General features: G+C 62.0%; 25 protein-coding genes. 11 read left to right on the top strand and 14 right to left on the bottom strand.

Annotation, left to right across the window (positions count from 1 at the left end; genetic code table 11):
• Positions 1–211 precede the first annotated feature (211 nt).
• Positions 212–2,866 (top strand): AMP-binding protein, encoded by a 2,655-nt coding sequence (locus AC07UR_RS23375; RefSeq protein WP_209791184.1) that lies wholly within the window; start codon positions 212–214, stop codon positions 2,864–2,866.
• Here the strand turns inward: AC07UR_RS23375 and AC07UR_RS23370 are convergent.
• The gene (locus tag AC07UR_RS23370) at positions 2,807–3,319 is read right to left on the bottom strand and encodes a DinB family protein (protein WP_209791185.1); all 513 of its coding nucleotides are present in this window, start codon (positions 3,317–3,319) and stop codon (positions 2,807–2,809) included. The genes AC07UR_RS23375 and AC07UR_RS23370 overlap by 60 nt on opposite strands.
• Positions 3,320–3,459: 140 nt before the next feature.
• Between AC07UR_RS23370 and AC07UR_RS23365 the strand changes: the two genes are divergently transcribed.
• Together AC07UR_RS23365 and ndk are read left to right on the top strand one after the other, a co-directional pair.
• On the top strand, positions 3,460–4,149 hold the full coding sequence (locus AC07UR_RS23365) for a glutathione S-transferase family protein (protein ID WP_209791186.1): 690 nt from the start codon (positions 3,460–3,462) through the stop codon (positions 4,147–4,149).
• 102 nt (positions 4,150–4,251) lie between these two features.
• Positions 4,252–4,674 (top strand): nucleoside-diphosphate kinase, encoded by a 423-nt coding sequence (gene ndk, locus AC07UR_RS23360; protein ID WP_025426476.1) that lies wholly within the window; start codon positions 4,252–4,254, stop codon positions 4,672–4,674.
• Between the two features lie 74 nt (positions 4,675–4,748).
• On the opposite strand, the gene AC07UR_RS23355 is transcribed toward ndk, so the two are convergent.
• Together AC07UR_RS23355 and AC07UR_RS23350 are read right to left on the bottom strand one after the other, a co-directional pair.
• Entirely contained in the window at positions 4,749–5,258 is a 510-nt protein-coding gene (locus tag AC07UR_RS23355) for a hypothetical protein (protein WP_209791187.1), read from the bottom strand.
• Complete coding sequence (locus AC07UR_RS23350) at positions 5,255–5,815, bottom strand: CGNR zinc finger domain-containing protein (protein ID WP_209791188.1); 561 nt, start codon at positions 5,813–5,815, stop codon at positions 5,255–5,257. The genes AC07UR_RS23355 and AC07UR_RS23350 overlap by 4 nt, the downstream gene beginning before the upstream one ends.
• A 65-nt stretch (positions 5,816–5,880) precedes the next feature.
• Between AC07UR_RS23350 and AC07UR_RS23345 the strand changes: the two genes are divergently transcribed.
• Complete coding sequence (locus tag AC07UR_RS23345) at positions 5,881–6,777, top strand: branched-chain amino acid ABC transporter permease (RefSeq protein WP_209791189.1); 897 nt, start codon at positions 5,881–5,883, stop codon at positions 6,775–6,777.
• A 17-nt stretch (positions 6,778–6,794) separates the two neighbouring features.
• Here the strand turns inward: AC07UR_RS23345 and AC07UR_RS23340 are convergent, their stop codons facing one another.
• The 5 genes from AC07UR_RS23340 to AC07UR_RS23320 form a co-directional block, all read right to left on the bottom strand.
• Entirely contained in the window at positions 6,795–7,259 is a 465-nt protein-coding gene (locus AC07UR_RS23340) for a molybdenum cofactor biosynthesis protein MoaE (protein ID WP_173420999.1), read from the bottom strand.
• A gap of 4 nt (positions 7,260–7,263) precedes the next feature.
• Positions 7,264–7,524: a molybdopterin converting factor subunit 1 gene (gene moaD / locus AC07UR_RS23335; RefSeq protein ID WP_209791190.1), complete on the bottom strand. Its 261-nt coding sequence runs from the start codon at positions 7,522–7,524 to the stop codon at positions 7,264–7,266.
• A complete protein-coding gene (gene pgsA, locus AC07UR_RS23330) occupies positions 7,521–8,108 on the bottom strand; it encodes a CDP-diacylglycerol--glycerol-3-phosphate 3-phosphatidyltransferase (RefSeq protein WP_077498627.1) in 588 nt (195 codons plus the stop codon). Before pgsA ends, moaD begins: the two co-directional genes overlap by 4 nt.
• A gap of 230 nt (positions 8,109–8,338) precedes the next feature.
• On the bottom strand, positions 8,339–10,363 hold the full coding sequence (gene uvrC / locus AC07UR_RS23325; RefSeq protein WP_209791191.1) for an excinuclease ABC subunit UvrC: 2,025 nt from the start codon (positions 10,361–10,363) through the stop codon (positions 8,339–8,341).
• Complete coding sequence (locus AC07UR_RS23320; protein WP_209791192.1) at positions 10,360–11,124, bottom strand: SDR family oxidoreductase; 765 nt, start codon at positions 11,122–11,124, stop codon at positions 10,360–10,362. Before AC07UR_RS23320 ends, uvrC begins: the two co-directional genes overlap by 4 nt.
• 365 nt (positions 11,125–11,489) lie before the next feature.
• Between AC07UR_RS23320 and AC07UR_RS23315 the strand changes: the two genes are divergently transcribed.
• On the top strand, positions 11,490–12,128 hold the full coding sequence (locus tag AC07UR_RS23315; RefSeq protein ID WP_209791193.1) for an outer membrane protein: 639 nt from the start codon (positions 11,490–11,492) through the stop codon (positions 12,126–12,128).
• Between the two features lie 48 nt (positions 12,129–12,176).
• Here AC07UR_RS23315 and AC07UR_RS23310 read toward each other — a convergent pair whose 3' ends face one another.
• The 4 genes from AC07UR_RS23310 to AC07UR_RS23295 all read right to left on the bottom strand — a co-directional run bounded on the left by AC07UR_RS23310 (position 12,177) and on the right by AC07UR_RS23295 (position 15,057).
• A complete protein-coding gene (locus AC07UR_RS23310) occupies positions 12,177–12,767 on the bottom strand; it encodes a glutathione S-transferase (RefSeq protein WP_209791194.1) in 591 nt (196 codons plus the stop codon).
• Between the two features lie 204 nt (positions 12,768–12,971).
• Positions 12,972–13,688 carry a ribonuclease T2 family protein gene (locus AC07UR_RS23305; protein ID WP_209791195.1) on the bottom strand — a complete coding sequence of 239 codons (717 nt, stop codon included), beginning with the start codon at positions 13,686–13,688 and terminating at the stop codon, positions 12,972–12,974.
• 2 nt (positions 13,689–13,690) lie between these two features.
• The gene (locus AC07UR_RS23300; protein WP_173419592.1) at positions 13,691–14,137 is read right to left on the bottom strand and encodes a hypothetical protein; all 447 of its coding nucleotides are present in this window, start codon (positions 14,135–14,137) and stop codon (positions 13,691–13,693) included.
• A gap of 47 nt (positions 14,138–14,184) precedes the next feature.
• Positions 14,185–15,057 carry a 23S rRNA (adenine(2030)-N(6))-methyltransferase RlmJ gene (locus AC07UR_RS23295; protein ID WP_209791196.1) on the bottom strand — a complete coding sequence of 291 codons (873 nt, stop codon included), beginning with the start codon at positions 15,055–15,057 and terminating at the stop codon, positions 14,185–14,187.
• A gap of 69 nt (positions 15,058–15,126) precedes the next feature.
• On the opposite strand from AC07UR_RS23295, the gene AC07UR_RS23290 reads away from it, so the two are divergent.
• The 5 genes from AC07UR_RS23290 to AC07UR_RS23270 all read left to right on the top strand — a co-directional run bounded on the left by AC07UR_RS23290 (position 15,127) and on the right by AC07UR_RS23270 (position 22,910).
• On the top strand, positions 15,127–17,262 hold the full coding sequence (locus AC07UR_RS23290; RefSeq protein ID WP_209791197.1) for a molybdopterin-containing oxidoreductase family protein: 2,136 nt from the start codon (positions 15,127–15,129) through the stop codon (positions 17,260–17,262).
• A 15-nt stretch (positions 17,263–17,277) separates the two neighbouring features.
• The gene (locus AC07UR_RS23285; protein WP_209791198.1) at positions 17,278–18,171 is read left to right on the top strand and encodes a cation diffusion facilitator family transporter; all 894 of its coding nucleotides are present in this window, start codon (positions 17,278–17,280) and stop codon (positions 18,169–18,171) included.
• A gap of 47 nt (positions 18,172–18,218) precedes the next feature.
• Positions 18,219–18,815 carry an NUDIX domain-containing protein gene (locus AC07UR_RS23280; protein ID WP_209791199.1) on the top strand — a complete coding sequence of 199 codons (597 nt, stop codon included), beginning with the start codon at positions 18,219–18,221 and terminating at the stop codon, positions 18,813–18,815.
• A gap of 103 nt (positions 18,816–18,918) precedes the next feature.
• Positions 18,919–21,528 carry a bifunctional lysylphosphatidylglycerol flippase/synthetase MprF gene (gene mprF, locus AC07UR_RS23275; protein ID WP_209791201.1) on the top strand — a complete coding sequence of 870 codons (2,610 nt, stop codon included), beginning with the start codon at positions 18,919–18,921 and terminating at the stop codon, positions 21,526–21,528.
• The gene (locus AC07UR_RS23270) at positions 21,525–22,910 is read left to right on the top strand and encodes a virulence factor family protein (RefSeq protein ID WP_209791202.1); all 1,386 of its coding nucleotides are present in this window, start codon (positions 21,525–21,527) and stop codon (positions 22,908–22,910) included. The genes mprF and AC07UR_RS23270 overlap by 4 nt, the downstream gene beginning before the upstream one ends.
• Positions 22,911–22,917: 7 nt before the next feature.
• Here the strand turns inward: AC07UR_RS23270 and purN are convergent, their stop codons facing one another.
• Positions 22,918–23,592, bottom strand: coding sequence for a phosphoribosylglycinamide formyltransferase (purN, locus tag AC07UR_RS23265; RefSeq protein WP_173419599.1), 675 nt, complete (start codon positions 23,590–23,592; stop codon positions 22,918–22,920).
• Positions 23,589–24,659, bottom strand: a complete 1,071-nt coding sequence (gene purM / locus AC07UR_RS23260; RefSeq protein ID WP_209791203.1) for a phosphoribosylformylglycinamidine cyclo-ligase — start codon at positions 24,657–24,659, stop codon at positions 23,589–23,591. Before purM ends, purN begins: the two co-directional genes overlap by 4 nt.
• 260 nt (positions 24,660–24,919) lie before the next feature.
• On the opposite strand from purM, the gene AC07UR_RS23255 reads away from it, so the two are divergent.
• Positions 24,920–26,041 carry an AI-2E family transporter gene (locus AC07UR_RS23255; RefSeq protein WP_173419601.1) on the top strand — a complete coding sequence of 374 codons (1,122 nt, stop codon included), beginning with the start codon at positions 24,920–24,922 and terminating at the stop codon, positions 26,039–26,041.
• Positions 26,042–26,079 lie beyond the last annotated feature (38 nt).

Here is a 26,079-nt window from a genome sequence, read left to right as displayed (position 1 = left end):
CACTATGGGCTGGCCGCATTTAAGGGAGTCTGAAGGCAGCGCGGCGGTGGTCGAATCCGCGCGGTATGGTTGCCGGAATCTCACCGAGGGCAAGGTTGACGCAACCGAACGGAGCAGGGCCGTCGAAACTTGCTATTTTAGTTCATGTTTATAGTTGACGGAGCCAGTCAGCAATTATATGCCGCCTTGCTAAATCGGGCAGGAGGCTCGAATGCAGAGTGGCGGTTCGACAATGCCCCCTTCGTTCATTGCGGATCTGGCGACATGGGGCGAACGCGCCGCTCTGGTTCTTCCCGGCCAGCGGCTCGTGAGCTACCGCGAACTGCATGAGAGGGTCGACCGTCAGGCCGCGTTGTTTCCGCGCAGCCGCGGGCTCGTAACGCTTGAGCCCGAGCTTTCCGAACACGCGATCATAGCCTATCTGGCGGCGCTGAGAGCCGGACATGTGGTTGCCATGCAGGCACCGCGCAGTGCCGGCGACCCAGCCTGGACAGACATGCTTGAGCCGGATTGCGCCTATCGCCGCATCGACGGCCGCTGGCGAACGGAACATCTTTGCGGCAGCGACGAGCCCCTTCATCCGAACCTTAGCGTCCTGCTGTCGACCTCGGGCAGTACAGGTGGCTGCAAGGCGGTGCGACTTTCCATCGCCAATATTGCAGCCAATGCCCGCTCGATCGCCGAATATCTCGATCTTGGCGCCGACGACCGCGCCTGTCTGATCCTGCCGCTGCATTACTCCTACGGCCTTTCCGTGCTGAATGCCCATCTGAGCGTCGGCGCCAGCCTCTACGTTCCCAACGGCTCCATCCTTGACCGGGGGTTCCTCGACGGTCTTGCGGCGAGCGGCTGCACCAATCTTTCCGGCGTGCCCTATTCCTATGAACTCCTGGAAAAGGTCGGGTTTCGCGATCGTGCGTTCCCGCAGTTGCGTTTCATGACGGTTGCCGGCGGACGGCTGGCGCCCGAGCGCGTCCGTGCCTACGACGAGCATCTTCGCGCCCAGGGCGCCAACTTGTTCGTCATGTACGGTCAGACCGAAGCGACGGCCCGCATCGCCTACGTGCCGCCGTCTCGGCTTGCGGGCAACGAAGACCGGATCGGCATTGCCATTCCAGGAGGCAACCTGTCGATCGAGGATGAGCAGGGGCGACCGATTGCCGGTGCAGGTGTCTCCGGCGAACTCGTCTATCGCGGCCCGAATGTGATGATGGGCTATGCCTCGTCGCGCCAGGATCTGGCCCGCGGTGCCGACCTCGCGGAACTGCGTACGGGCGACCTGGCTGTCCGCGAGACAGATGGTCTCTTCCGTATCGTCGGGCGCATGAAACGCATGTCCAAGATTGCCGGCCTGCGGATCGGCCACGATGCCGTCGAGCAGGCGCTGGAGCGGCGGGGCATCGTCGCGGCGATCGTCGGCGATGACGACGGATTGCATGCCTTTTTCGAGGGAGATGCCAAACCGGAGGACATGCGACGCTTGCTCGTGGCTGCGAGCGGCCTGACACTTGCCCATATCAGGGCCACGCATGTGCCGGACATCCCGAGATTGCCGTCGGGCAAGGTCGACTACACCGCATTGAACCTTGCAGCAAAGCAGGCGGTCGCGGCAGGCGACGGCGATCGCCAAGGCATTGAGAGCCTTTTCCGACAGGTGTTCTATCCTGCAAGGGTGAAGCCGGAGGACAGTTTCCTCTCGCTTGGCGGAGATTCGCTGCGTTTCGTGCAGCTCTCGATCGGTCTCGAGAAAGCGCTCGGTCAAGCGCCGGAAATGTGGGAGGCCATGCCGATTGCGACGCTCGCCGCGCTGGAAAGGCGAGAGACGACCACCACGCGGATTGGAATGGATCTTATCATACGTGCCTTGGCGATCTTGCTCGTCGTTGTTCATCACGAGACCCTGTGGCCGTTGCCGGGCGGGTCGGCTGCCATGGTCATCCTTGCCGGCTTCAGCCTTGCTCGATTCCAGATGGGGCCACTTCTGGCGGGCGACGGCCTTGCCATTCTGCGGCCGCTCGCGCAGATCCTTGTGCCGTATTATCTCATCGTTGCCGCCTACGCTGCCGTTTGGGGCAAGGTCCCCTGGGCCTCCGTTTTTCTCGTCGGCAATTTCGGATTTGCCGATCCGGAGACACGTGGGATGGTGCCTTACCTCTACTGGTTCATCGAAGCCTATTGCCAGATGATGCTGGTCATCGTTGCGCTGTTTGCGATGCCGCGCTTCCGGCGGATTGCGGTTCGGCGAGCCTTTGCGACGGGCATGCTTTTGCTCGGGGTGGCGCTGGCCGCCCGGCTGGCGTTGCCGCTGTTGTGGCCAATCGGCAACCGGCAGATTTTCACCCTGCCATGGATATTCTATCTCGCGGTGATCGGCTGGTGCGCGGCGATCGCCGAAACGCATCTGCAGCGGCTGCTGCTGGTATCGGCGGGAACGGGTGCCTTCCTGTTCTTCGGTCTTTACGAGGGTGTCTGGATCGGCACGAAGATCAAATACCTGCTGTTGATCGCCGTGCTCGTCGTGCTGGTCTATGCGCCCCGCGTGAGCGTGCCGCGCTGGACCGCGCAGCTCGTGCTGCCGCTATCGGCTGCCGGTTTCCATATCTACATCCTGCATCGTTTCGTGCCGGAACTGTTGCTGGCGCCGTTGCAGGGACAGCTTCCGACGGTGCTGTTCTCCACGGTGTCGATCGCCGGCGGTATCGCACTTGGCCTTGCCGCATGGCTGCTGCAAGGCCGGCTGCTCAAGACAGCTGCGAGCGGGAGCCTGTCGCTTGACCGACTGCGGCCGGTCGCCCTGCGCGCCGCTTTATCCCGCCCACTTCTCGCCTTCGGCCCGCAGAAAGAACGCGAGATCCAGCACAACTGACGGGCGGCCGAGCGCTGTCAGTGTCGCATGCACCTGGCCGCGATGATGGGTCTGGTGGTTGAAGACATGGGCCAGCGTAGGTCCGAGCGTCTGCGTGATGCTGACCGGGTTGCTGAGCGGCGTGTAGGTGAACTTGGCCGCGAGCCGCGCCTCATCGAGCCCGTCGAGCCAAGTGATCATCCGTGCATCTTCCCGTTCGCGTGCACCGGTAAGGCCGGCGAGATCGTCATGGAGCATCGCATCCAGCACTGTCGGCGCGTCACCCTCGCCGGTGAAGCGCTTCATCCAGATCCGATCGGCGGCAAGGATATGATTGAGCGTCGCAAGGACCGAACCGAAGAAGGCACCCGTGCTCTGCCGCAGTTCGCTGTCGGGCAGTTCTGCCGCTGCCGCGTAGAGCCGGCGGTTGGCCCAGTTGTTGTAGTCGGCGAACATGCGAAAATGATCGAGCATCTGTTTCTCCTTTTCAGTGGCAAGGCTAACGCAGATCCGCATTCCTGTGGCGAATGCCACCCATGAAATTTAATGATTTGATCGTACGGCCCGTCTGGCATCCAATGGAACAAGCCAATTCATTCTCGCCGGGAGATCACGTGAGCAGGAAGCTTTATTCGCTTTGCGGTACCGACAGGGCACGCCCCTTCTCGCCACATGTCTGGAAGACCAAGCTTTCGCTTGCGCACAAGGGGCTCGATTTCGATGTCGTGCCGGTCGGATTTACCGAGATCCCGAAGGTGGAGGAGGGCGCGACCAGGCTCGTGCCGCTCCTGCGCGACGGCGACCAACTGGTGCAGGACAGTTTCGCGATTGCCGTCTATCTTGAGGAGAACTATCCGGATCGACCGTCGCTGTTCGGCGGCCCTGGCGGCGTGGCCATGGCTCGCTACGTCGAGGGCTGGTCGCAGACGACACTACATCCGGTGATCGCCCGCATCGTCATCACGGATATCCACGACAGCCTCGACCCGGTCGATCGGGCCTATTTCCGGGAAAGCCGCGAGGCACGTTTCGGCGCATCGCTTGAGGCCGTGGCTGAAACTGGGGGTGCTGCCCTTGCGACCTTCGCCGAAAAGCTTGAGCCGTTGCGCCATATGCTGAAGTTTCAGCCCTATCTCGGTGGCGAGCGTCCGCTCTTTGCCGACTACATCGTCTTCGGTGCCCTGCAGTGGGCGCGCATCGTCTCACCGCAACAACTGCTTTCGCCGGGCGATTCGGTAACCTCCTGGTTCGAGCGTTGCCTCGACCTGCACGATGGCATCGGACGCTCTGTGACAGCGGCGTGAAACCCGCAGCGCTGCCTGCGAATCGTGAGCGAACCCCCTTGTTTTGCGCGGGATTGGCGGCTAATGAACCGCCACTTCTCAAGAAAACAAGGGATTGAGCCAATGGCGATTGAACGTACCTTTTCGATGATCAAGCCGGACGCAACGAAGCGAAACCTGACCGGCGCCATCACCAAGATGCTCGAAGACGCCGGCCTGCGCGTCGTTGCTTCCAAGCGCGTCTGGATGAGCCGCCGCGAAGCCGAAGGCTTCTACGCTGTTCACAAGGAGCGTCCGTTCTTCGGCGAACTCGTCGAGTCCATGTCCTCCGGCCCGACCATCGTTCAGGTTCTCGAAGGCGAAAACGCCATCGCCAAGAACCGCGAAATCATGGGCGCCACCAACCCGGCAAACGCTGACGAAGGCACGATCCGCAAGGTTCACGCTCTTTCGATCGGCGAAAACTCGGTTCACGGTTCGGACGCTCCGGCAACGGCTGCTGAAGAAATCGCATACTGGTTCTCCGGCACCGAAATCGTCGGCTGAATCAAGATCTGCATTTCCGGCCGTAACGGCTTGAATTGATTAGATTGAACCGGAGCGGAAACGCTCCGGTTTTTTCATGTCGGGCACTTGGCCGTCTCAAAATGCTCCGGCGCCTTGCCATCCCTGAAGACCGCCGGGTTCTTGTCATAGGCGGGCCCCTCGACCAGCGCCTTCGCCGGCATCATGTCTTGATCGATATCGGAAGTGACAGTCGTCTCGATCGTCTGCAGCGCCTGTCCAGCCGGGCCCTTGACTTCGATCGTCACGGCATAGGGCCTTTCCTTCTTCACGCAGGTGATATCGGGGCTTTCCAGCACCACCTTTTCCAGCTTCGCAAACAGCTTGCGCGTCAGGGTCAAAGGTTCGCCGCCAGCCGGGTTCTCGAAGGTCGCAACGACGATGCTTCCCTCCGGCACCGGTTCGAGCTTGCTCAGCGTGATCATGTAGGTGGCGTAGGCAAGCCGGTAGTTGAAGACGAACATCTTGCCCGTCAGCTTCAACGGATCGGGTCCGGTCTCACGCTGACAGCCTGCCATCAGCAGTGTCGCCGTCATCGCGGCAAGTAATGCGATCGTCCTCGTCATTTCCCAGCCTCCTCCTTGCTGCGGTGATAGTGGCGCCTGGCCTTGCTGCGATTGCCGCAGACCGCCATGTCGCACCAGGTGCGGCTGCGGTTGCGGCTCCGGTCTAGAAACAGCCAGCCGCAATTGGGGCAGATCTTCATTCGCTCGGGCTCGGGACTGGCGGCAAGGCTGAGGGCGGAATGGGCCGTTGCCGTATCGAGCGCAAGGGCCTGTTCTCTGTTGCCGGCACCGCGCAGAACCGAGGCGATTGCTTCCAGCAGGTCGGCCATCAGCTCTGGCCGGTGTCCCGCCGTCACAGTTGCGCGAAAATGCCGATCCGTGGCCTCGCGCAACGTCAGGAGCCTGCCGCGGTTCCGTTCGGAAACAGGCAGCAGTGTGCCGAAGCGCGGACTTTCGGCGCAGAATTGGTTGGCGGCAACGGCGAAGGCGTCGAGCGCCGCGACGTCGGCAAAGCGATCGATGCGCCTTTCGGGATCGAAGCGTAAAATCACGGAGTTGGCGACATCCAGCGCCAGTGTGCCGCCGGCAAATCGGTGCGCGGTCCAAGTAAAGGTCATATGATTCCTAACTAGCAAAACGGATTTTACCAGTTATATTGATATTGTCACGCTCCGGATGCGCCATGCTCTATTTCCTGCAGCAGATCGCCAATGCCGTCCCGATCGCCGCGCTTTATGCCGCGTTGGCCTTTGGCTATGCCATTGCCTTTGCCGTGACCCGCAGGGCCGATCTCACCTATGGCGCGCTCTTTGCCTTCTCCGGGCAGATGTTTGTGTTGTTTGCCAATTTCGGCTGGAACCAACTGTGGCTGGTGCTGCCGGCAGCGCTTGGCGTCGGGGCGGCCGCCGGCCTGACGCTCGGCGTCGGGGCAGGGCTTGTCGCCGGGCGCTACGTGATGCGACCGCTCGCCTTCTCGTCCGCCAATACCGTCGTCGTCGCCTCGCTCGGCTGTCTACTGGTGCTGATGGAGACCGCGCGGCTGGCCTCGGACACCAGGAGCCTGTGGCTTCCGCCGTTTCTGAACGGCAACATCGTCTTCTGGTCCGACCCGAAATTCCCGGTGACGCTGACGGTAATCCAGTTGCTCAACACGCTGTTGATGATGGCGCTGATAGCGGGCGGCCACTGGTTTCTGGCGCATAGTCGCGCCGGCCGGTCGTGGCGAGCCGTGTCGGAGGATCGTGGCGCCGCCGCCCTTTGCGGCATCGACGCCGGCCGTGTCTACATCGTCGCCTATGGGGCGGCAGCATCGACTGCCGCCTTCTGCGGTATCCTGGCCGCGTCCTATTATGGCAACATGGATTTCGGCACCGGGCTCACCTTCGGGGTCAAGGTGTTGTTCATCGCGGCAATCGGCGGGCAGACGTCGCCGCTTTGCGCCGCCTTGGGCGCCGCAGCCATCGGTCTTCTGGAAACGCTATGGGGTGCCTACGGCCCGATGCTCTGGCGGGATTTTGCGATCTTCGGCTTCCTGATCATCGTGCTTGCGGTGACGCGGCAGGAGAAAGCTATCCCGTAATGTCGGGGTTGGGCGCGTCAGCGCTTCCAGCGATCGCGTGCCGTGTCATCGGCATCCTTGGCGCTGACCCAGCCGCCGGTCGTGCCGTCGGCAAGATGTTCCTTTTTCCAGAAAGGAGCAGAGGTCTTGAGGAAGTCCATGATGAAGTTGGCGCCGTCGAAGGCCGCCTGGCGATGCGGCGACGCGGTGACCACGAGCACGATGTTCTCGCCAGGATTGATCTTGCCGTAGCGATGGATCGCCGTTGCCGCCTGCAGCCCGAAGCGTTCGATCGCCAGTTCACAGATGCGGGTGATTTCCGCCTCCGCCATCCCTGGATAGTGTTCGAGCTCGAGAGCGGCAAGCGTGCCGGCTTCGTCGCGGCAGAGGCCGGAAAACGTCACGACCGCCCCGATCTCGGGGCGGTCGAAAGAAAGACGGGAAACCTCGGCCGACAGGTCGAAGTCCTCGCGCTGAACGCGCACGGTGACGAGCGCGCCCATGGTGTCAGCCACCGGTCATCGGCGGGAACAAGGCGATCTCGCGCGCGCCGGCGATCGGTTCGTCATGCTCGACATGTTCCTGGTTGATCGCCGCGCGGATGACATTCTGGTGCTCGAGCGCCGTCTCGTATTCTTCTCCCAGCGTCTTCAGGTGGGCGAGCAGGTCGGCAATGGTGACGACACCAGCCGGAACCTCCAGCGTTTCCTCACCCTTGCCGATGCGTTCGCGCACCCAGGAGAAATAGACGAGATTGACGGTGCTCATTCGTTGACCACGTGCTTGAGGCCGGCGCGGAAATAGTCGTAGCCGCTATAGAGCGTGATCGCCGCGGCGATCCACAGCAGGCCAATGCCAATCTCCGTCGTATAGGGCAGGATCTTGTCGCCAGCGGGGCCGGCCAGCAGGAAGACGATCGCCACCATCTGGATCGTCGTCTTCCACTTGGCGATGCGCGTCACCGGCACGCTGACCTTGAGCGCTGCCAGATATTCACGCAGGCCCGAAACGAGGATTTCGCGGCACAGGATGATGATGGCGGCCCAGATCGACCAGCCGGCAATCGTACCGTCGGCGGCAACGAGCAGCAGGATCGATGCCACCAGCAGCTTGTCGGCGATCGGGTCGAGCATCTTGCCGATGTTCGACGTCTGCTTCCAGATGCGGGCGAGATAGCCGTCGAAGAAGTCGGTGATCGAGGCGATGGCAAAGAGAGTGACCGCCGTCCAGCGCGCGAAATCCGAACTGTGCAGCCGGCCCTCGATGAAAAAGCAGAGCACGATCAGCGGCACGATCAGGATTCGGAAATAGGTGAGCAGATTGGGGATGCTGTAGGCGACGGGCGTGGGCATGGATTCGGGTTCTCTGTCTTCCTCGGAGGTACAGAATGACTTTGCGGCCCTCAGGTCAACAAATCATTGTGCGAAGGGTGTCATAATTGGCGCATCCCACCTGAACGTCGGGTGAACTGCCACTGCATAATTCCCTTAATCGGCATCGATTTAGCGGCAAGATTATGCAGCAAGCTTAAACCTTTGCAGCGCCATCCGCGCATCTTTGGCGATGTGTGGCACTGCAAAGGTCATTTTGCCGCGTCTTCGTGGAAATGCTCGTAGACCAGCCGCGCGACCGCCTCGGAAATCCCGTTGACCGCCATCAGGTCGTTCATGCCGGCGCGTGAAACGGCCTTGGCGGTGCCGAAATGGGTGAGCAATGCGCGCTTGCGCGTCGGCCCGATGCCGGCGATCTCGTCGAGCGGATTTTTCACCATCTCCTTCTTGCGTCGGGCGCGGTGCGAGCCGATCGCGAACCGGTGCGCCTCGTCCCGCAGCCGCTGGATGAAATAGAGCACCGGATCGCGTGGCGGCAGGGTGAAGCTGTCGCGCCCAAGCGCGAAGAAGCGCTCGCGCCCGGCATCGCGGTCGACGCCCTTGGCGACACCGATCGCCGTCACGCAATCCTCGACATCGAGTTCCTTCAGGATCGCGCGCACGGCCGTCATCTGTCCCTGGCCGCCGTCGATCAGGATGACATCAGGCCAAGCGGGGAAGGCGGCATCCTCGGTAATCTCCGCCGTCCGGTCCGGCTTGCCCTCTTCCTTCAGCAGGCGTGAGAAGCGACGGGTCATCACCTCCCGCATCATGCCGAAGTCGTCGCCGGGCGTGATGTCGGTCGATTTGATGTTGAACTTGCGATACTGGCCTTTGACGAAGCCTTCCGGGCCGGCGACCACCATGCCGCCGACGGCATTGGTGCCCATGATATGCGAGTTGTCGTAGATCTCGATTCGGCGCGGCGCCCGTTCGAGCTTGAACGTCTCGGCAAAACCGTCGAGCAACCGCGATTGCGAGGCCGTTTCCGCCAGCTTGCGGCCATGGGCCTCGCGAGCGTTGGCAAGCGCATGATCGACAAGATCCTTTTTCTCGCCACGCTGCGGCACCTGGATCGCCACCTTGTAGCCGGACTTCTCGCTGAGCGCTTGCCCGAGCAGTTCCTGTTCCTCGACCGCCTCGCACAAGAGGATCTGCCGTGGACAGGGCTTGTCGTCGTAGAACTGGGCGAGAAAGGCCGAAAGTACTTCTGCCGTCGGCAACGACGGATCGGCCTTCGGGAAATAGGCGCGGTTGCCCCAGTTCTGCCCGGTGCGGAAGAAGAACACCTGGATGCAGGAGGTACCGCCTTCGTGGTGGATTGCGAAGACATCAGCCTCTTCGACGCCGGCCGGGTTGATGCCCTGGTGGCTCTGCACGTGGCTGAGGGCGGCGAGCCGGTCGCGATAAAGGGCGGCACGCTCGAAGTCGAGGTTTTCCGAGGCCTCGCCCATCGCCGCCGCAATCGTCGCCTTCACCGCCTGGCTCTTGCCGGACAGGAAGTCCTTCGCCTCGGACACCAGTTCGGCATAGCCCTCGTTGCTGATTTCGCCCGTACAGGGCGCCGCGCAGCGCTTGATCTGGTGCAGAAGACAGGGACGCGTGCGCGTTTCGAAGACGCTGTCGGTGCAGGTCCGCAACAGGAAGGCGCGCTGCAGCGAGTTGATCGTGCGACCGACGGCGCCCGCCGAGGCGAAGGGTCCGAAATAGTCGCCCTTTCGGCTGCGCGCGCCGCGGTGTTTGTAAAGGGCCGGTGCACGGCTGTCGCCTGTGACAAGGATGTAAGGAAAGGATTTGTCGTCGCGCAGAAGCACGTTGAAGCGCGGCCGAAGTCGCTTGATCAGGTTGGCTTCGAGCAGAAGCGCCTCGATCTCCGTGCGGGTGGTGACGAATTCCATGTTCGCGGTCTCGCGAATCATCCGCGAAATGCGGTTGGAGTGACCACGCCCTTGCGCGTAGTTGCCGACGCGCTTTTTCAGGCTGCGTGCCTTGCCCACATAAAGGACGTCGCCGTCCTCGTTGAACATGCGATAGACACCGGGGCCGTTCGGGAGCCGCTTGACGAAAGCCTGGATGAGTTCGGCGCCCTTGAGGCCTTCGACCTCATTGCGGTTTTCCGCCCATTCGATGGCCGGAGCCGCGGGCGCGCCTTCGGCGACCTCGATCAGGTCGTCGTCGTCTTCGGCTTCATTGCCGTCATAGAGGATGCCGCCGTCGGCCGGCACGCGTCCGTTCATTCCACTATCTCCCTGATGTCAGGCGTTTCCCAGGCGAGGTGCTGGCCGCCGTCCAGTGCGATCATCTGCCCGGTAATCGACGGCGTGTCGAACAGGAAGCGGATCGTCCGCCCGAATTCGCCAAGCGCCGGACCGCGCCTGAGAATCAGCGCATCGACCTGTGCCTGGAAATCGCGCGGATCCTGTCGCTCGTTCGGCAAGGTCGGCCCTGGGCCGATGCCGTTGACGCGGATATCCGGCGCGAGTGCCTGAGCCATCGTTTGTGTTGCCGTCCACAAAGCGGACTTCGACAACATATAGGAATAAAAGCGCGGGTTTGGAGACCAGACGCGCTGGTCAATCACATTAACAACGAGGCCGGAGACGCCGCGCGGCAGCTGGCGGGCAAAGTCACGCGTGAGCAGGGACGGGGCTTTCACATGCAAGGCGAAATGCCGATCCCATACCTTTTCGTCGAAAGCATCGAGGCTGTCCTTCTTGAACAACGAGGCATTGTTGACGATCAGGTCGATCGGTCCGAGCGCCCCGTTGACCTGCGCCATCAGCGCGGACGTTTCCTGGGTGTCCGTAAGATCTGCCTTCACTGCAACGGCGCCGACGTCTTCTTTCGACAGTGAGGCCGCAAGTGCCTCGGCCTCATCGAGCGAGCCGTTCGCGTGGATAGCGACCGCGAAGCCGTGCGCCGCGAGGTCTTCAACTATAGCCTTGCCGATCCGTTTGGCGCCACCTGTTACGAGTGCCACCTTCAGTGCTTTCTTCAACGTTTCATCCCGCTTTTCGAATCTTCGTGCCAGCGGACGAAGATATAGGCAAGAAACGCCGCCCTGAAACTCTCCCTGATCAATCATTTCGCAAAAATTAATGGAATTCGCGTAAATTGTATTATTTTGAAGTTATATAGTATAGCTTTCGTTAATCTTGAAAGATGGTTAATAAAATCCCTGTGGCGTGAAAGCAACATCAAATTTTGGACGTGATTGTGCCACTAAAATTTCACATTTTGGCTCTTGTGAATCCTCATTTGCTGGCCAATTTCAGCTCAACCGGGCGGGTTAATTGAAAGTTGTCCGATGTTTCATTGAGGGATCCCAACCCTTGGGGCATCGGTTCGTAAAGGAGAATATTTATGCGTACGCTCATCACCACCCTCATGGCTTCGGCCGTAACCCTCATCGCCTTCCAGGCCGCCCAGGCTGCAGACGCGATCGACGAAGTTCCGGCAGCTCCGGCAGCCGAGTACACCGAGCCGGCAGCCAAGAACTGGTCGGGCGCCTATGTCGGTGGTACCGCTGATTGGCACCATGGTCAGGCCGATGCGACCGGCAACAACACCGCAGCTGGTTTCGGTGGCGGTCTCTACGGCGGTTACAACATGCAGAGCGGCCAGATCGTATACGGCGGTGAAGCTGACGTCGGTTACTCCGGTCAGGACTCCACCAGCGGTGACCTGCGCATGAAGCAGGGCGTCAACGGCTCGCTGCGCGCTCGCGTCGGTGTCGATCTGAACCCGGTTCTGCTCTACGGTACGGCAGGTCTCGCCGTTGGCCAGACCAAGGCGTCGAGCTCGGCTGGCTCGGACAAGAACACCATGGTCGGCTGGACGGCCGGTGCTGGTGCCGAAACCTTTGTCACCGACAACATCACCGCACGCGTCGAATACCGTTACACCGACTACGGCTCGAAGGACTTCAACGTTGGCGGTACCAACGTATCGTCGGGTTACGACGAGCACAGCGTCCGCGTCGGTATGGGCGTCAAGTTCTGATCGGCTTCTGCCCGATCAAGGAAAAGGCCGGGGAGACCCGGCCTTTTTTTATGCCTTGAATTTGGAATATTCAGGAAAGTGCTTCTCGAATTTGCTCGGCCAGTTCTTCAGCTTGGCGCGTCCCCGCTGCCATTCTCCGCTGAAGCGCAGCTCGACGTAGCGAAGCAATGCCGCGAGCGCGAAATGCCCGGCATGCAGCTTGGCTCCCGTCTTGGGCAGGTTTTCGTTCAGGTGGTCGAGGCCGCGTTCGACCTTGGTCCACTGCATGTCGATCCAGGGCTGATGGACCTTTTCCGGCGGGTGGATGCGCTTCTCGTAGACGATGGCCAGCAGGCAGTCACAGATGCCGTCACACAGCGCCTCGAGAATGTCGACTTCGGTGCGTTTCCCGCCATTCTTCGGGTAGAGCTTGCCCTTCGTTTCCCGGTCAATGAAGTTCATGATCGCACGGCTGTCGTAGATCGATTTGCCGTCGCCGGTGATCAGCGTCGGAATCTTGCCGAGCGGATTGCTGCCGATAAGCTCAGGCGAGTTGGCATTGGTGTCGGTCAGGGCGCTCTCCACCGCAAATCCGGCATAATGCGCAGCCATGCGGACCTTGTTGGAGTAGGGGGACGTGGGCGAGTAGAGTATTTTCATCGAGCATCTTTCCCTTTCGCGCATGGCTCCCGTATCGAAAAACGGAAGGCCAGGCGCTGTTTCAAAATAGCAGGCCCCGTATGGTGCCCCCGGCATCGACGTAAAGCGCGTAGCGATCTTTCAGATCCGCTTGGGGCGCTTTAAGTTTTTGTCTTTACGCATGTCGCTATCGCAAAACCGCGGCACACTTTTGCGCGACATACTTTAGGATGCCGGCGGCAGGATAACGGTGTCCCTTCGGCAGGCCTGGCGATCGACTTCCGGGCAGGGGCGGAAATTCAGCCCCTTGTCGAAGCAGATCCTGATTTCCTCCAGCCGCTTGCCCTCGCAGGTAACAGCGACCGCGTTGGTCGTCATGCCGGGATTTCTGGCCACGAAGCCCGCCTCTATCGCGCTGACGGAAAGCGAATTTTCCCGACGCGGTGTACTGAGTTCCTCCGGCAATACGACGCGCTCACGCGCCGCCCGGGTGACGGCGAAATAGTCCTGCTGGCTGAGGCCAGAGCAGGTGCCATGCTTGCGCCATTGGTGCCCGATCAGCCCCATGGACGGGATAAGGTCGAGATACTGGCGGCCAAGTGTCTCCGGTACGCGATCCGATTGCCGCGTCGGGCAGAAATCGGGGTAGCCTCGGTCGTTCTGCGGCCACAGCCCATGCACGATCAGCCCGCGATTGCTGCCTATCTTGCATTGACCGGTTTTGCCGGACGGGTCGTTGTCGTCGCACCATGTTGGCGACCAGGAGAGTGAGAGAACATAGAAATCAAAGCCCTGGCCAACAGGGATGACAGCATCGGCTTTTGCTTTGTCCGGAGCTTGTGCCGGTGGCTTCTTCTGCGCGCTGTCGTCGCTGCAGCCCGCAAGTGCCAGCGCAAAGAAAAGCGCCGGCAGGAGCCGGCGCTGTCGGCAATGCGTTGGCATGATCAGCGAAGCGAAGCGCAATGGGCGCCGTAGACGTACCAGGGATCAAGCCCGCCGACGCAGAATTCGATGCTGCGGCCGATACCGGCAAAGCCCCAGTTGCGCTCGATAAGGTAATAGAGCGACCGCTGTTCTCCGTCGGTCATGACGGCTGTTGCGCGGCAGTATTCGCGCTCGACGCGGTGCGTGTAATCCCGCAGCTCAAGCCGGTTCTGGCCCATGTTGCGAATCTCGGCAATCGAGAGATTGGCGTGCAGATAGTTCGCAGCCCTGTACTCGAACCGCGAGGTGATGAAACCGAGAACCGAGGCGTCGCCACAGACGCCTGCGCTATAGGACGTCGGCTGGTCGCGGTAAGTCCCGAGATAGTCGGCCGCCGTGGCGGCGGGCGCCGTCGCGGCGGCGATGGAAAGCGAGGCCAGAAGCGTTGCAGCGAACTTGCGAGTCATGGGCGTCTCCCTGGATCGTCTCGCAAGATTGCGGCTTTCTGAGCCTTTCAGTCAAGGGCCCGGGTTGCTGCTTCTTCTCCACGCAGCCAGAAGCAGCGCGATGACGCAAAACGGTCCTGTCCGAGCCGGGTTTTCAGGAAGGGCAACAGCACGTCGAGTTCGCCCTTCAGCGTAAAGGGCGGGTTGACGATAATCAGGCCCGAACCCGACAATCCGGTGGTGTCGCGGTCGCTGCGCACCGAGAGCTCGGCGCAGAGCATCTTCGGGATTTCGAGCGCCTTGAGCGCCTCATGGAAAGCCTTGATCGGCGCATTTTTTTTCAGGGGATACCACAGGCAGAAGGTGCCGCCGGCAAACCGGCGATAGCCCTTGGCGAGGCCGTCGGCCAGCCGCTCGTATTCGCCCTCGATCTCGAAGGGAGGGTCGACGAGGATCAGCCCGCGCTTTTCTTTTGGTGGCAGGTGAGCGCCAAGCGCCAACCAGCCATCAAGCTCGGTGACGCGGCTCTGGAAGTCGCCGTCGAAGAGCCGGTGCAGCGTTTCATAGTCATCCGGGTGCAACTCCATCGCCGACAGACGGTCCTGAGGGCGAAAGAGCATGCGGACCAGCTTCGGAGAGCCGGGATAACGCGTCAGCTCCGAACCGGGGTTCAGCTCGCGAACGGTGGCGAGGTAAGGTTCGAGGATTGCGGCGATCGGTGCCGGAAGGTCGCCCTCGAGCAGCCGGCCGATACCGTCGCGCCATTCACCGGTTTTTTGAGCCTCTTCGCTCGACAGATCATAGAGGCCGATGCCCGCGTGGGTATCGAGGACCCGGAACGCCTTCTCTTTCTGCTGGAGATAGGTCACGAGCCGGGCCAGCACCGCATGCTTGAGAACATCGGCGAAATTGCCCGCGTGGTAGATATGCCGATAGTTCATGAGGGCCGCCGATGGCTGTTATCAATTGTTTCGATGGATGGGCGTTTGGCTCTTTGAGCCCGATTGTCGATGCCATATAGAAAAGCCATGAACGTTGCGACCCCCATCAAAGCAGAAAAGTCGATCGGCCACTCCGTCTGTCCGCACGACTGTCCCTCGGCTTGCGCACTGGAAGTGGATCTGACCGCCGAAGGCCGGATCGGACGCGTGCGCGGCGCCGCCGCCAACACATATACCGCTGGCGTCATCTGCGCCAAGGTCGCGCGCTATTCCGAGCGCATCTATCATCCCGACAGGCTGATGGTGCCACAGCGTCGCGTCGGGCCAAAGGGCGGTGGCAACTGGCAGGAGATTTCCTGGGAGGCGGCTCTTGACGAAATCGCCGACCAATTCGTCAAGGCCGAGCAGAAGCATGGGGCCGAGGCCATCTGGCCCTATTTCTACGCCGGCACCATGGGCCAGGTGCAGCGCGATTCCATTGACCGCCTCCGCCACGCCAAGCGCTATTCCGGCTTCTTCGGCTCGATCTGCACCAACATGGCCTGGACCGGTTTTTCGATGGCGACCGGGTCGTTGCGTGGTCCCGATCCGCGTGAGATGGCGAAATCCGACTGCGTGGTGATCTGGGGGACGAATGCGGTTGCCACCCAGGTCAACGTCATGACCCATGCGATCAAGGCCCGCAAGGAACGCGGTGCCAAGATCGTCGTCATCGACATCTATGACAATCCCACGGTCAAGCAGGCCGACATGGGCCTGGTGCTGAAACCGGGAACGGACGCCGCACTTGCCTGCGCGGTGATGCATGTCGCTTTCCGCGACGGTTACGCCGACCGTCCCTACATGGCGGAATTTGCTGACGATCCGGCCGGGCTCGAAGCACATCTGGGATCGCGCACGCCCGAATGGGCATCGGCGATCACAGGTCTTTCCGTCGAGGAGATCGAGGCGTTCGCCAGACTCGTCGGCACGACGCCGAAAACGTTCTTCCGCCTCGGCTACGGCTTCACTCGCCAGCGCAACGGCTCGGTGGCGATCCACGCGGCCGCCTCCGTCGCCACGGTGCTCAGTTCGTGGAAGCATGAAGGCGGCGGCGCGTTTCATTCCAACAATGACATCTTCAAGCTCGACAAGCGCGAGCTCATCGGGACAGCGTTTCATGACCCTGATGTGCGCATGCTCGACCAGTCGCAGATCGGCCGGGTGCTGACCGGCGATGCCGAGGCGCTGCGCCATGGCGGCCCGGTGACGGCGATGCTGATCCAGAACACCAATCCGGTGAATGTCGCGCCTGAACAACGGCTGGTGAAACGCGGCTTCCTGCGCGACGACCTCTTTGTCGCGGTGCACGAGCAGTTCATGACCGACACGGCGCAGCTCGCCGATATCGTGCTGCCGGCGACGATGTTCCTGGAACATGACGACCTTTATCGCGGTGGCGGCCACCAGCATATCCTTATCGGGCCGAAGGTGGTGGAGCCGCCATCGACCGTGCGCACCAATCTTTTTGTCATCGAGGAACTGGCCAGGCGCCTCGGCGTGGCAGATCATGCCGGCTTCGGCTTGTCCGAGCGCCAGCATATCGACCTGCTGCTCGCCAACTACGGCATCGGCTACGAAGAGATGAAGCGCGAGAAATGGCTCGACTGTCAGCCAGCGTTCGAGGACGCGCATTACCTCAAAGGCTTTGGCCATCCCGACGGCAAGTTCCGCTTCAAGGCGGACTGGACCGGCACACCGGCGCCGAACCGCCCGCCCAAATCTATGGGCTTGCAGGGGCCGCATGCGGCGCTGCCGGAATTCCCTGACCATGTCGACCTGATCGAGGTTGCGGACGCGGACCATCCCTTTCGTCTGGCCACATCGCCGGCCCGCTCCTTCCTCAACTCGACCTTCGCCGAGACCCCGTCTTCGATCCAGAAGGAAGTCCGCCCGCTCGTGATGATGCATGCGGATGATGCCGCGTCGCTCGGCGTCGGCGACGGTGACATCGTCAAGCTCGGCAATCAACGCGGCGAGGTGCGCCTGCATGTCACAGTCGGTGGCGGCGCGCGCCGCGGTGTGGTGATCGCCGAAGGCTTGTGGCCGAACGGCGCCCATCTCGACGGCGAGGGCATCAACGTGCTGACCGGTGCCGATGCTGTTGCACCCTATGGTGGCGCGGCCTTCCACGACAACAGGGTCTGGGTCCGACCCGCCCCCTAGCCACGGGATGCATCGATGAGCGGCGACCATCAACATGCGGATGTCAGCAACACGCCGGTCTCGCGCCTCTGGGGTGCGCTCGGGCTTACGGGCGGCTTCATGCTGGCCGAGGTCGTCGGCGGCATTCTGACCGGCAGCCTGGCGCTGATCTCGGATGCGATGCACATGCTGACCGACGCGGCCGCTCTTGCGATCGCGCTGGTTGCCATCCATGTCGGCCGCCGGCCTTCCGATCTGCTGCGCACCTATGGATATGCCCGCTTCGAGATTCTCGCGGCGGCCTTCAACGCCTTGCTGCTGCTCGCCGTCGCCTTCTACATTCTTTACGAGGCCTGGCAGCGCCTGTCGCTGCCGCAGGAGATCCAGTCCGGCGGCATGCTGCTGATCGCCGTCGTCGGCCTCGTGGTCAACCTGATTTCGATGCGGCTTCTGACCAGCCACAAGGAAGAGAGCCTCAACGTCAGGGGTGCCTATCTCGAGGTCTGGTCGGACATGCTCGGTTCGGTGGCGGTGATAGCGGGTGCGGCGATCATCTGGTTCACCGGCTGGCAGTGGGTTGATTCGTTGCTCGCCGTTGGAATCGGCTTCATGGTTTTCCCGCGCACCTGGGTGCTCTTGAAGGCGTGCGTCAACATTCTCCTGGAAGGCGTGCCACCGGGCATGCGCCTGGCGGATGTGCATGCAGCGATCACCACCGTGCCGGATGTTGCTTCGGTGCATGATCTGCACCTCTGGGCGATTACCCAGAGCCAGCCGTCTCTGACCGCACATATCGTTCTGGCCGAGGATGCCGACGGCGAGACGGTGCGGCGTGCGATCGAGCAGCGCCTGCGCGACGAGTTCGATCTGCACCACACGACGTTGCAGATGGAGCGCGAAAGCTGCGCGCCATCGGAACATATCCATTGACGGTCAAGCGCGACCGCACATCTTCTCTCCCGATCAAGGATCCCGCCATGACGAAACACAACGATCCACGTGTGAGGATCATCGACCGGCGCACGCTGTCGGACGGTTTCATTCATCTGGAGGAAGTCACGCTCGAGCAGGACATGTCCGATGGGGGGACGGCGACACTGAAGCGTGAAGTGCATGATCACGGCCGCGCCGCGACCATCCTGCTGTTCGATCCCAGGCGTCAGAGCGTCGTATTCGTTCGGCAGTTGCGCGTGCCGGTGCTGCTGCAGGGCGATCCCGCCTATCTGATCGAAGCGCCGGCGGGCCTGCTCGACGACGATACGCCGGAGGTGGCCATCTGCCGCGAAGCATTGGAGGAAACGGGATATCACGTCGATGCGGCCAGGCATCTGTTCGATGCCTATATGAGCCCCGGTTCATTGACGGAGCGAACCAGCTTCTTCGTCGGGCTGATCGACGTGGAGGAAAAGGCCGGTGATGGCGGCGGCCTGGCGCATGAGGGCGAGGATATCGAGGTTCTCGATATTCCCTTTGACGAAGCGGTCGCGATGATTGCCACCGGCGAGATCTGCGATGCCAAAACCATCATGCTGCTACAATGGGCGCAGCTGAACCGTGGCGCGCTTGCGGCATAAGATCTTGTTTTGTAAGCAAACAATACATTACGGATATTTCACTTTTTGATCGTTCTCCGGTAGGCTACAGCGCTGATGTCTTCATCAATGACATGGGCAACCCATGACGTCCTCCTCTACGGAACGTGCAGCCAACGACGATCAGCAGGTCGAGGCAGGGTGGAGGCCCTTCCTGCGTCGTAACCGGCGTTACCTTCAGGCGCTCGCAACCTTGCTGGTTATCGGCCTCTTCGGCCTTGCAATCTTCCATCTGACCTCCGAGGTCCAATATGACGACGTGGTCCAGGCGCTTGCCGATACCAGCTGGACCTCCGTCGTTGCGGCTATTCTCTTCACCGCCCTGAGCTTTTTCGCTCTGACCTTCTACGACGTCGGTGCGCTGGAGTATGTCCGGCGAAAGCTCCCCTATGCCGATGTCGCGTTGACGGCGGCTTGCGCCTATGCGGTCGGCAACACGGCCGGATTTGGTGCCTTGAGCGGTGGCGCCATCCGCTACCGCGCCTATTCGCGTCTGGGCATCGAACCGGAAAACATCGCCCGGATCATCGCCTTTGTCACGCTCGCCTTTGGCCTTGGGCTTCTGACGGTCACATGCCTGAGCCTGCTCGCCGTCGGCGAATATGTGGCGCCGATGACGGGGCTGGACCCGTTCTGGCTGCGCATGATCGCCGTTGCCATTCTTGGCGTCGTGCTCGCCGTCTTCGTCAAGGGGCGGGACGGACATGAGGTGACCATCGGGCGCTTTGCGCTGCGGATGCCGGATTCGCGCACATCCTCACGCCAGTTCCTCGTCACGGCGCTGGACCTGGCGGCGTCGGCCACCGTGCTCTACGTGCTGCTTCCCGCAGGCACGATCGGATGGCCCGCCTTCCTGGCGATCTATTCGCTGGCCGTCGGCATCGGCGTGCTCAGCCACGTGCCGGCTGGTCTCGGTGTTTTCGAGACGATCATCATCGCCACGCTGGGTCACAACGCCGATGTCGACACCATCCTCGGCGCGCTGGTTCTCTACCGCGTCATCTACCATGTCCTGCCGCTGCTGATCGCGATCGCCGTCGTTGTCGGCATCGAACTCCGCCAATTGTCCGGGCATCCTGTCGCCTCCAGCGTGCGCCGTATCGGCGGCCGCATCACGCCGCTTTTGTTGGCGACGCTCGGCATCGTGCTGGCGATCATGCTGGTGCTCTCGAGCGTCACCCCGACGCCGGACGAAAATCTGGCGTTCCTCGAGGGCTTGCTGCCGCTGCCGATCGTCGAAGGCGCGCATTTTCTCGCAAGCCTGCTCGGTCTGGCGCTGGTCATCGTCTCGCGCGGCCTCGCGCAGCGGCTGGATGGCGCCTGGTGGGCGTCGGTCGCAATCGCCGTTGCCGCACTGCTGCTTTCGCTGATCAAGGCGGTTGCGCTAGTCGAGGCCGGCATGCTGGCCTTCTTCCTTGTCGGTCTCATCGTCAGCCGCCGCCTGTTCGTGCGGCCGGCTTCGCTCTTCGGTCAGGCGCTGACGCTGCCGTGGCTGACTGCGCTCGGCGTCATCTGCCTCGGCGGATTTGTCGTTCTCATGTTCGTCTATCGCGACGTCGACTACAGCCACGAACTCTGGTGGCAGTTCGAATTCTCCGCTGAAGCGCCGCGCGGCCTGCGTGCGCTGCTCGGCGTCACCATCGGCGCCAGCGCCATTGCCATCTGGAGCCTGATGCGCCCGGCGGCCTCGGGTGCCGCTCCGGCAAGCGACGACGCCATGGAACGGGCCCTGGCAATCGTCGATGCGCAGGACATGTCCGATGCCAATCTGGTGCGCATGGGTGACAAGAGCCTGATGTTTTCCGCCGACGGCCGCGCCTTCATCATGTATGGCCAACGCGCCCGCTCGTGGATCGCGCTGTTCGATCCGGTGGGTCCTGTCGACGCCTGGCCGGAGTTGATCTGGCAATTCATCGAGACGGCCCGCGCCAGCGGCTGCCGCGCGGTGTTCTACCAGGTCTCGCCGCTCGGGCTTGCCTATTATGCCGACGCGGGGCTGCGTGCCTTCAGGCTCGGCGAACTCGCCCACGTCGATCTCGCCCGGTTCGAAATGAAGGGCGGAAAATGGGCCAATCTTCGCCAGCAGGTCAGCCGCGCCCAGCGCGACGGGCTCGAATTCAGGATGGTGGCGCCGGCGGACGTTCCGGCGATCATGGGCGAACTGACCGCGATTTCCAATGCCTGGCTCGCCCACCACAACGCCAAGGAGAAGGGGTTTTCCCTCGGTGCCTTCGACCCTGACTATCTGGTCGAACAACCGGTGGCCGTCCTGACCTACGAGGGACGGATCGTCGCCTTTGCCAATATCCTGGTGACCGCGACGAAGCAGGAGGGCACCGTCGATCTCATGCGCTTTGCGCCGGATGCACCCAAGGGATCGATGGATTTCCTCTTCGCCCAGGTGATGGAATACTTGAAGGCGGAAGGATACCGCACCTTCAATCTCGGCATGGCGCCGCTGTCGGGCATGTCTTCGCGCCAGATCGCGCCGGTCTGGGACCGGGCAGGGCGGACGTTCTTCGAACACGGCGAACGCTTCTACAACTTCAAGGGCCTCCGCGCCTTCAAGTCTAAATTCCACCCGCACTGGCAGCCGCGCTACCTCGTGGCGAGTGGCGGCATCAATCCGATCCTTGCCTTGATGGATGCAACATTCCTGATCGGCGGCGGCCTCAAGGGAGTGATGAAAAGATGATGCGGATCTCTGATCTCTGGAAGCCTCTGGTAGGCGTCGCCCTTCTGGCGACCACGGCGATTGCACCGGTCTCGGCGCAGGAGAAGCCGGCGACCTACGATACGGGCATGATCCCGGCACCCCACGTCCTCGTCCCGCAGGACACGGCGTCCGCCCTCGTTGTCCTGTTGTCCGGCGCCGAGGGCTGGAGCGACAAGGAAGACGCGGTGGCGCGCGACCTTGTCGATGACAAAGCCGTTGTAATCGGCATCGATCTCAAGGCCTATCTGGCCGCTCTCGGCAAGGATGACGGCGACTGCATCTATATGGTCTCGGATATCGAAGCGCTGAGCCAGCAGGTTCAGCGGTCTCTCAAGAGCGATGCCTATCTGCCGCCGATCGTTGCCGCCGTCGGCGCAGGCGGGGCCATGGCGCTGGCAATTGCCGCGCAGACGCCCGCCGCGACCATCGGCCAGACGCTCGCCGTCGATCCCGAGGAAGGCATCGCGTTGACGAAACAGCTCTGCACGCCGGCAGAAAAGGTGCGCAAGGGCGACCGCATGGTGTACGGCCTGACGGACGGCCCCCTTCCTGATCCGATCTCCGTCGTCTTTACGCCGACGGCATCCGACGACGGCCGAAATCACGTGGCAGCGCTCGCAGAAAAACACCCCGATATCACACAGGAAGAGACGGACGGCGAAGCCTATGCGACCCTTTCCAGCCATCTGACGGATCTGATCGACAACGAGGCCGCGTCCGACAACCCATTCGGCTTGCCTCTGACTGTGCTCGATACCAAGCCCACCCGCGATACGATGGCCGTGATCTATTCTGGCGATGGCGGCTGGCGCGATATCGACAAGCAAGTCGGCGACGTGCTGCAGCAACAGGGCGTCCCTGTCGTCGGCATCGATTCCCTGCGCTATTTCTGGTCCGAGCGCGATCCGCAGGCGACCGCCGACGATCTCGCCAAGGTGATGGATTATTATCGGAAGCGCTGGAATGTCAGAAACGTCTTGCTGATCGGCTATTCCTTCGGTGCCGATATCCTGCCACGCACGTTCAACCTGCTCCCGCCGGCCGAGCGCGCCCGCGTGCGGCAGGTCACGCTGATGGCGTTGTCGCATCGGGTCGACTACAAGATCTCGGTGCTTGGCTGGCTCGGCGCATCCGGGCAGGGCGACGCGGGCGATCCTATCGACGATATCAAGCGCATCGACCCATCGCTGGTGCAATGCATCCATGGCACGGAGGAAGAGGACGATGCCTGCCCTGACCTGAAGGGCACCGGTGTCGATGTCGTCGCCATCGAAGGCGGGCACCATTTCGACGAGGACTATCCGGCGCTGACCCGTCGCGTGCTCGACGCACTCGACCGGAGGCTGGCTTCCGCGAAGTAGTCCGGTCTCAGGCGGCCGGCGAGATCAGGATGGAGGATGCGGGCGACGGATCGACGTTCTCAGTGACGACCCGTCCGTCATCCATACGAACCTTGCCTTCGGCCAGCAGCCGGAGCGCCATCGGGTACGTCCTGTGCTCGACCGTCAGCACGCGGGCGGCAAGCGTGTCGGCCGTGTCGCCGTCGACGACGGGCACCACCGCCTGCGCGACGATCGGGCCTTCGTCCATGCCTTCGGTGACGAAATGCACGGTGCACCCCGCAACCTTCATGCCGGCGTCGATGGCACGCTGATGAGTGTGGAGGCCGGGAAAAAGCGGCAGAAGCGACGGATGGATGTTGATGATCCGGCCTTCGTGGCGCTGGATAAAGGTCGCCGACAGCAGCCGCATATAGCCTGCAAGGCAGATGATATCAGGAGACAGCCGATCGAGTTCGGCAAGGATCGCCGCTTCGTGCGCGTCCTTGCTGTCGAAATCCTTGCGCAGGAACGCATAGGTCGGGATGCCGAGCGCTTCCGCCTTGGCAAGCCCACCGGCGTCTGCCTTGTCAGCGATCACTGCAACGATCTCGGCTGGAAAACCAGGCTCAGCCGCGGCCTTGGCCAGCGCGAGCATGTTGGAGCCGCCGCCCGAGATGAAGACGACGACTTTTTTCCGGCCTGCCGTCACGTCCTTGATCATAGGGCGAGGCTGCCCTTGTAGATCGTGCCATGGGCGCCTTCGGTGCGGGCGACCATGCGACCGAGCGTGAAGACGGTTTCGCCTTCGGCCTCAAGCACGGCGGCCACTGCCTGCGCCTTGTCTGCCGGAACGACAGCGATCATGCCGACGCCGCAGTTGAAGGTCCGCAGCATTTCGTTGGCCGCGACGCCGCCGGTCTGGGCAAGCCAGGAGAAGACCTTCGGTGCCTTGATGGCATCGAGGTCGATTTCGGCGGCAAGATGCTTCGGCAGCACGCGCGGAATGTTTTCTGGGAAGCCACCGCCGGTGATGTGCGCCAGCGCCTTGATCGAGCCGGTTTCGCGGATCGTCTTCAGGAGCGGCTTCACATAGATGCGCGTCGGCGTCATCAGCAGGTCTGCGAGTGTGCCTTCGCCGAAGGGGGCAGGCGCATCCCAGGCAAGACCCGACAACGCGACGATCTTGCGCACGAGAGAATAACCGTTGGAGTGAACACCCGACGAGGCGAGACCGAGAATGACGTCGCCTTCACTGATGTCGCCGGCGGGAAGCAACTGCCCGCGCTCGGCCGCACCGACGGCAAAGCCGGCAAGGTCGTAGTCGCCGCCGGAATACATGCCCGGCATTTCCGCAGTTTCGCCGCCGATCAGCGCGCAACCGGACTGGCGGCAGCCGTCGGCAATACCGGCGACGATTGCGGCACCCTGATCCGGGTCGAGCTTGCCCGTGGCGAAGTAGTCGAGGAAGAACAGCGGTTCCGCACCCTGGACCACCAGGTCGTTGACGCACATCGCAACGAGGTCGATGCCAACCGTATCGTGCTTGTTGGCATCGATGGCGATCTTGAGCTTGGTGCCAACACCGTCATTGGCGGCAACGAGCACGGGGTCGGTGAAGCCTGCAGCCTTCAGGTCGAAAAGGCCGCCGAAGCCGCCGATCTCGCCGTCGGCACCCGGGCGCCGGGTCGAGCGCACATGTGGCTTGATTTTCTCCACCATCAGATTGCCGGCATCGATATCCACGCCCGCATCACTGTAGGTGAGGCCGTTCTTTCCCGACTGGCTCATGCTGGTTCTCCAAGGCTGGTCGCGCGACAGGTATTTTGCGGATGCGAATTGCACGGCGGGCAAGGGAGTGCAAGCCGACAGCCTGTCTTCTCGGCCTTTTTTCACCATTTTGCCCATATCCCACCGGCAAGACGGCGGTTGAGAGTTCAATTTGGGGGCCTGGGAGGCGCGCGGACTTGACCGCCGCGCCGCCGGCCCCCTATCTCCACAACGAGAATATGATGCGGCAACGGCATGCTTGGCGTGTTACGGGGAACACCATGGACATAAAGGTCAGCGGTTCGGGACTTCAGCGCCAGGTTATTTTCTGGCTGCTGGTGCTTGCCGCCTTCATCGCCTTCCTGATGGTTTTCAGCTCGATCCTGCTGCCGTTCCTGGCGGGCATGGCGCTGGCCTATTTCCTCGATCCGGTCGCCGACCGCCTTGAGCGTCTCGGTCTCAGCCGGCTGATGGCGACAGTCGTGATCCTCATCGGCTTCGTGGTCATCTTTGCCCTGTCGTTGATGATCATCATTCCCGTGATCTTCACGCAAGCCGCCGATTTCATCCAGAAGATGCCCGGCTATATCGCCAAGCTGCAGGAACTGTTGACCGACAGCCAGTCGACCTTGTTGCCGGACTGGCTTGCGGACCAGATGACGGCGATCAAGCAGAATTCGGCCAAACTGCTGGAGCAGGGCGCCAGCTTCCTCGGCACGCTCTTCCAGCAGCTCTGGAATTCCGGCATGGCGCTGCTCGACATCCTGTCGCTCTTCGTCATCACGCCTGTTGTCGCCTTCTATCTGCTGCTCGACTGGGATCGGATGGTCGATAGGGTCGACAGCTGGGTGCCGCGCGACTATGTCGGCGTCGTCCGCCAGATCGCCCGCGACATGAACACGACGATCGCTGGCTTCGTTCGCGGTCAGGGCTCGCTCTGCATCATCCTTGGCCTTTACTATGGCATCGGCCTATCTCTCGTGGGTCTCAATTTCGGCCTGCTCATCGGCCTGTTTGCCGGCATGATCAGCTTCGTCCCCTATGTCGGCTCGATGGTGGGGCTGGTGCTGGCGGTCGGCGTGGCGCTGGTGCAGTTCTGGCCGGATTACCTCTGGATCGGGCTTGTCGCCGCCATCTTCTTCAGCGGCCAGTTTCTGGAAGGCAACATCCTGCAGCCCAAGCTGGTCGGCAAGAGCGTCGGCCTGCATCCGGTCTGGCTGATGTTCGCGCTCCTTGCCTTCGGCGCCCTCTTCGGTTTCGTCGGGCTGCTCGTTGCCGTTCCCGCGGCGGCGGCCATCGGCGTGCTTGTTCGCTTCGGCATCCAGCGATACCTTGATAGTGACCTCTACCATGGGCATGGGAAGGTCGCGGTGAAGAAGACAAAGGGCAATCAGCCCGGGTGATGGCAATCAGCCCGGCTGATCGTCCCCTCCTTGTCCCG

It is taken from the genome of Ensifer sp. GW821-FHT05G01, assembly GCF_059419585.1.
This window is presented reverse-complemented; position numbering and strand designations above follow the sequence as displayed.

Coding starts and splice junctions, on each gene's coding strand:
- purM (WP_209791203.1), bottom strand. CDS start 24,659: ATGAGCCAGTCGGGAAAGAACGGCCTCACCTACAGTGATGCGGGCGTG.
- AC07UR_RS23370 (WP_209791185.1), bottom strand. CDS start 3,319: ATGCTCGATCATTTTCGCATGTTCGCCGACTACAACAACTGGGCCAAC.
- AC07UR_RS23315 (WP_209791193.1), top strand. CDS start 11,490: ATGCGTACGCTCATCACCACCCTCATGGCTTCGGCCGTAACCCTCATC.
- AC07UR_RS23285 (WP_209791198.1), top strand. CDS start 17,278: ATGAGCGGCGACCATCAACATGCGGATGTCAGCAACACGCCGGTCTCG.
- AC07UR_RS23350 (WP_209791188.1), bottom strand. CDS start 5,815: ATGACCTTTACTTGGACCGCGCACCGATTTGCCGGCGGCACACTGGCG.
- AC07UR_RS23310 (WP_209791194.1), bottom strand. CDS start 12,767: ATGAAAATACTCTACTCGCCCACGTCCCCCTACTCCAACAAGGTCCGC.
- AC07UR_RS23280 (WP_209791199.1), top strand. CDS start 18,219: ATGACGAAACACAACGATCCACGTGTGAGGATCATCGACCGGCGCACG.
- AC07UR_RS23305 (WP_209791195.1), bottom strand. CDS start 13,688: ATGCCAACGCATTGCCGACAGCGCCGGCTCCTGCCGGCGCTTTTCTTT.
- AC07UR_RS23375 (WP_209791184.1), top strand. CDS start 212: ATGCAGAGTGGCGGTTCGACAATGCCCCCTTCGTTCATTGCGGATCTG.
- AC07UR_RS23295 (WP_209791196.1), bottom strand. CDS start 15,057: ATGAACTATCGGCATATCTACCACGCGGGCAATTTCGCCGATGTTCTC.
- AC07UR_RS23255 (WP_173419601.1), top strand. CDS start 24,920: ATGGACATAAAGGTCAGCGGTTCGGGACTTCAGCGCCAGGTTATTTTC.
- uvrC (WP_209791191.1), bottom strand. CDS start 10,363: ATGAACGGACGCGTGCCGGCCGACGGCGGCATCCTCTATGACGGCAAT.
- pgsA (WP_077498627.1), bottom strand. CDS start 8,108: ATGCCCACGCCCGTCGCCTACAGCATCCCCAATCTGCTCACCTATTTC.
- AC07UR_RS23345 (WP_209791189.1), top strand. CDS start 5,881: ATGCTCTATTTCCTGCAGCAGATCGCCAATGCCGTCCCGATCGCCGCG.
- moaD (WP_209791190.1), bottom strand. CDS start 7,524: ATGAGCACCGTCAATCTCGTCTATTTCTCCTGGGTGCGCGAACGCATC.
- purN (WP_173419599.1), bottom strand. CDS start 23,592: ATGATCAAGGACGTGACGGCAGGCCGGAAAAAAGTCGTCGTCTTCATC.
- ndk (WP_025426476.1), top strand. CDS start 4,252: ATGGCGATTGAACGTACCTTTTCGATGATCAAGCCGGACGCAACGAAG.
- AC07UR_RS23300 (WP_173419592.1), bottom strand. CDS start 14,137: ATGACTCGCAAGTTCGCTGCAACGCTTCTGGCCTCGCTTTCCATCGCC.
- AC07UR_RS23270 (WP_209791202.1), top strand. CDS start 21,525: ATGATGCGGATCTCTGATCTCTGGAAGCCTCTGGTAGGCGTCGCCCTT.
- AC07UR_RS23290 (WP_209791197.1), top strand. CDS start 15,127: ATGCCATATAGAAAAGCCATGAACGTTGCGACCCCCATCAAAGCAGAA.
- mprF (WP_209791201.1), top strand. CDS start 18,919: ATGACGTCCTCCTCTACGGAACGTGCAGCCAACGACGATCAGCAGGTC.
- AC07UR_RS23340 (WP_173420999.1), bottom strand. CDS start 7,259: ATGGGCGCGCTCGTCACCGTGCGCGTTCAGCGCGAGGACTTCGACCTG.
- AC07UR_RS23355 (WP_209791187.1), bottom strand. CDS start 5,258: ATGACGAGGACGATCGCATTACTTGCCGCGATGACGGCGACACTGCTG.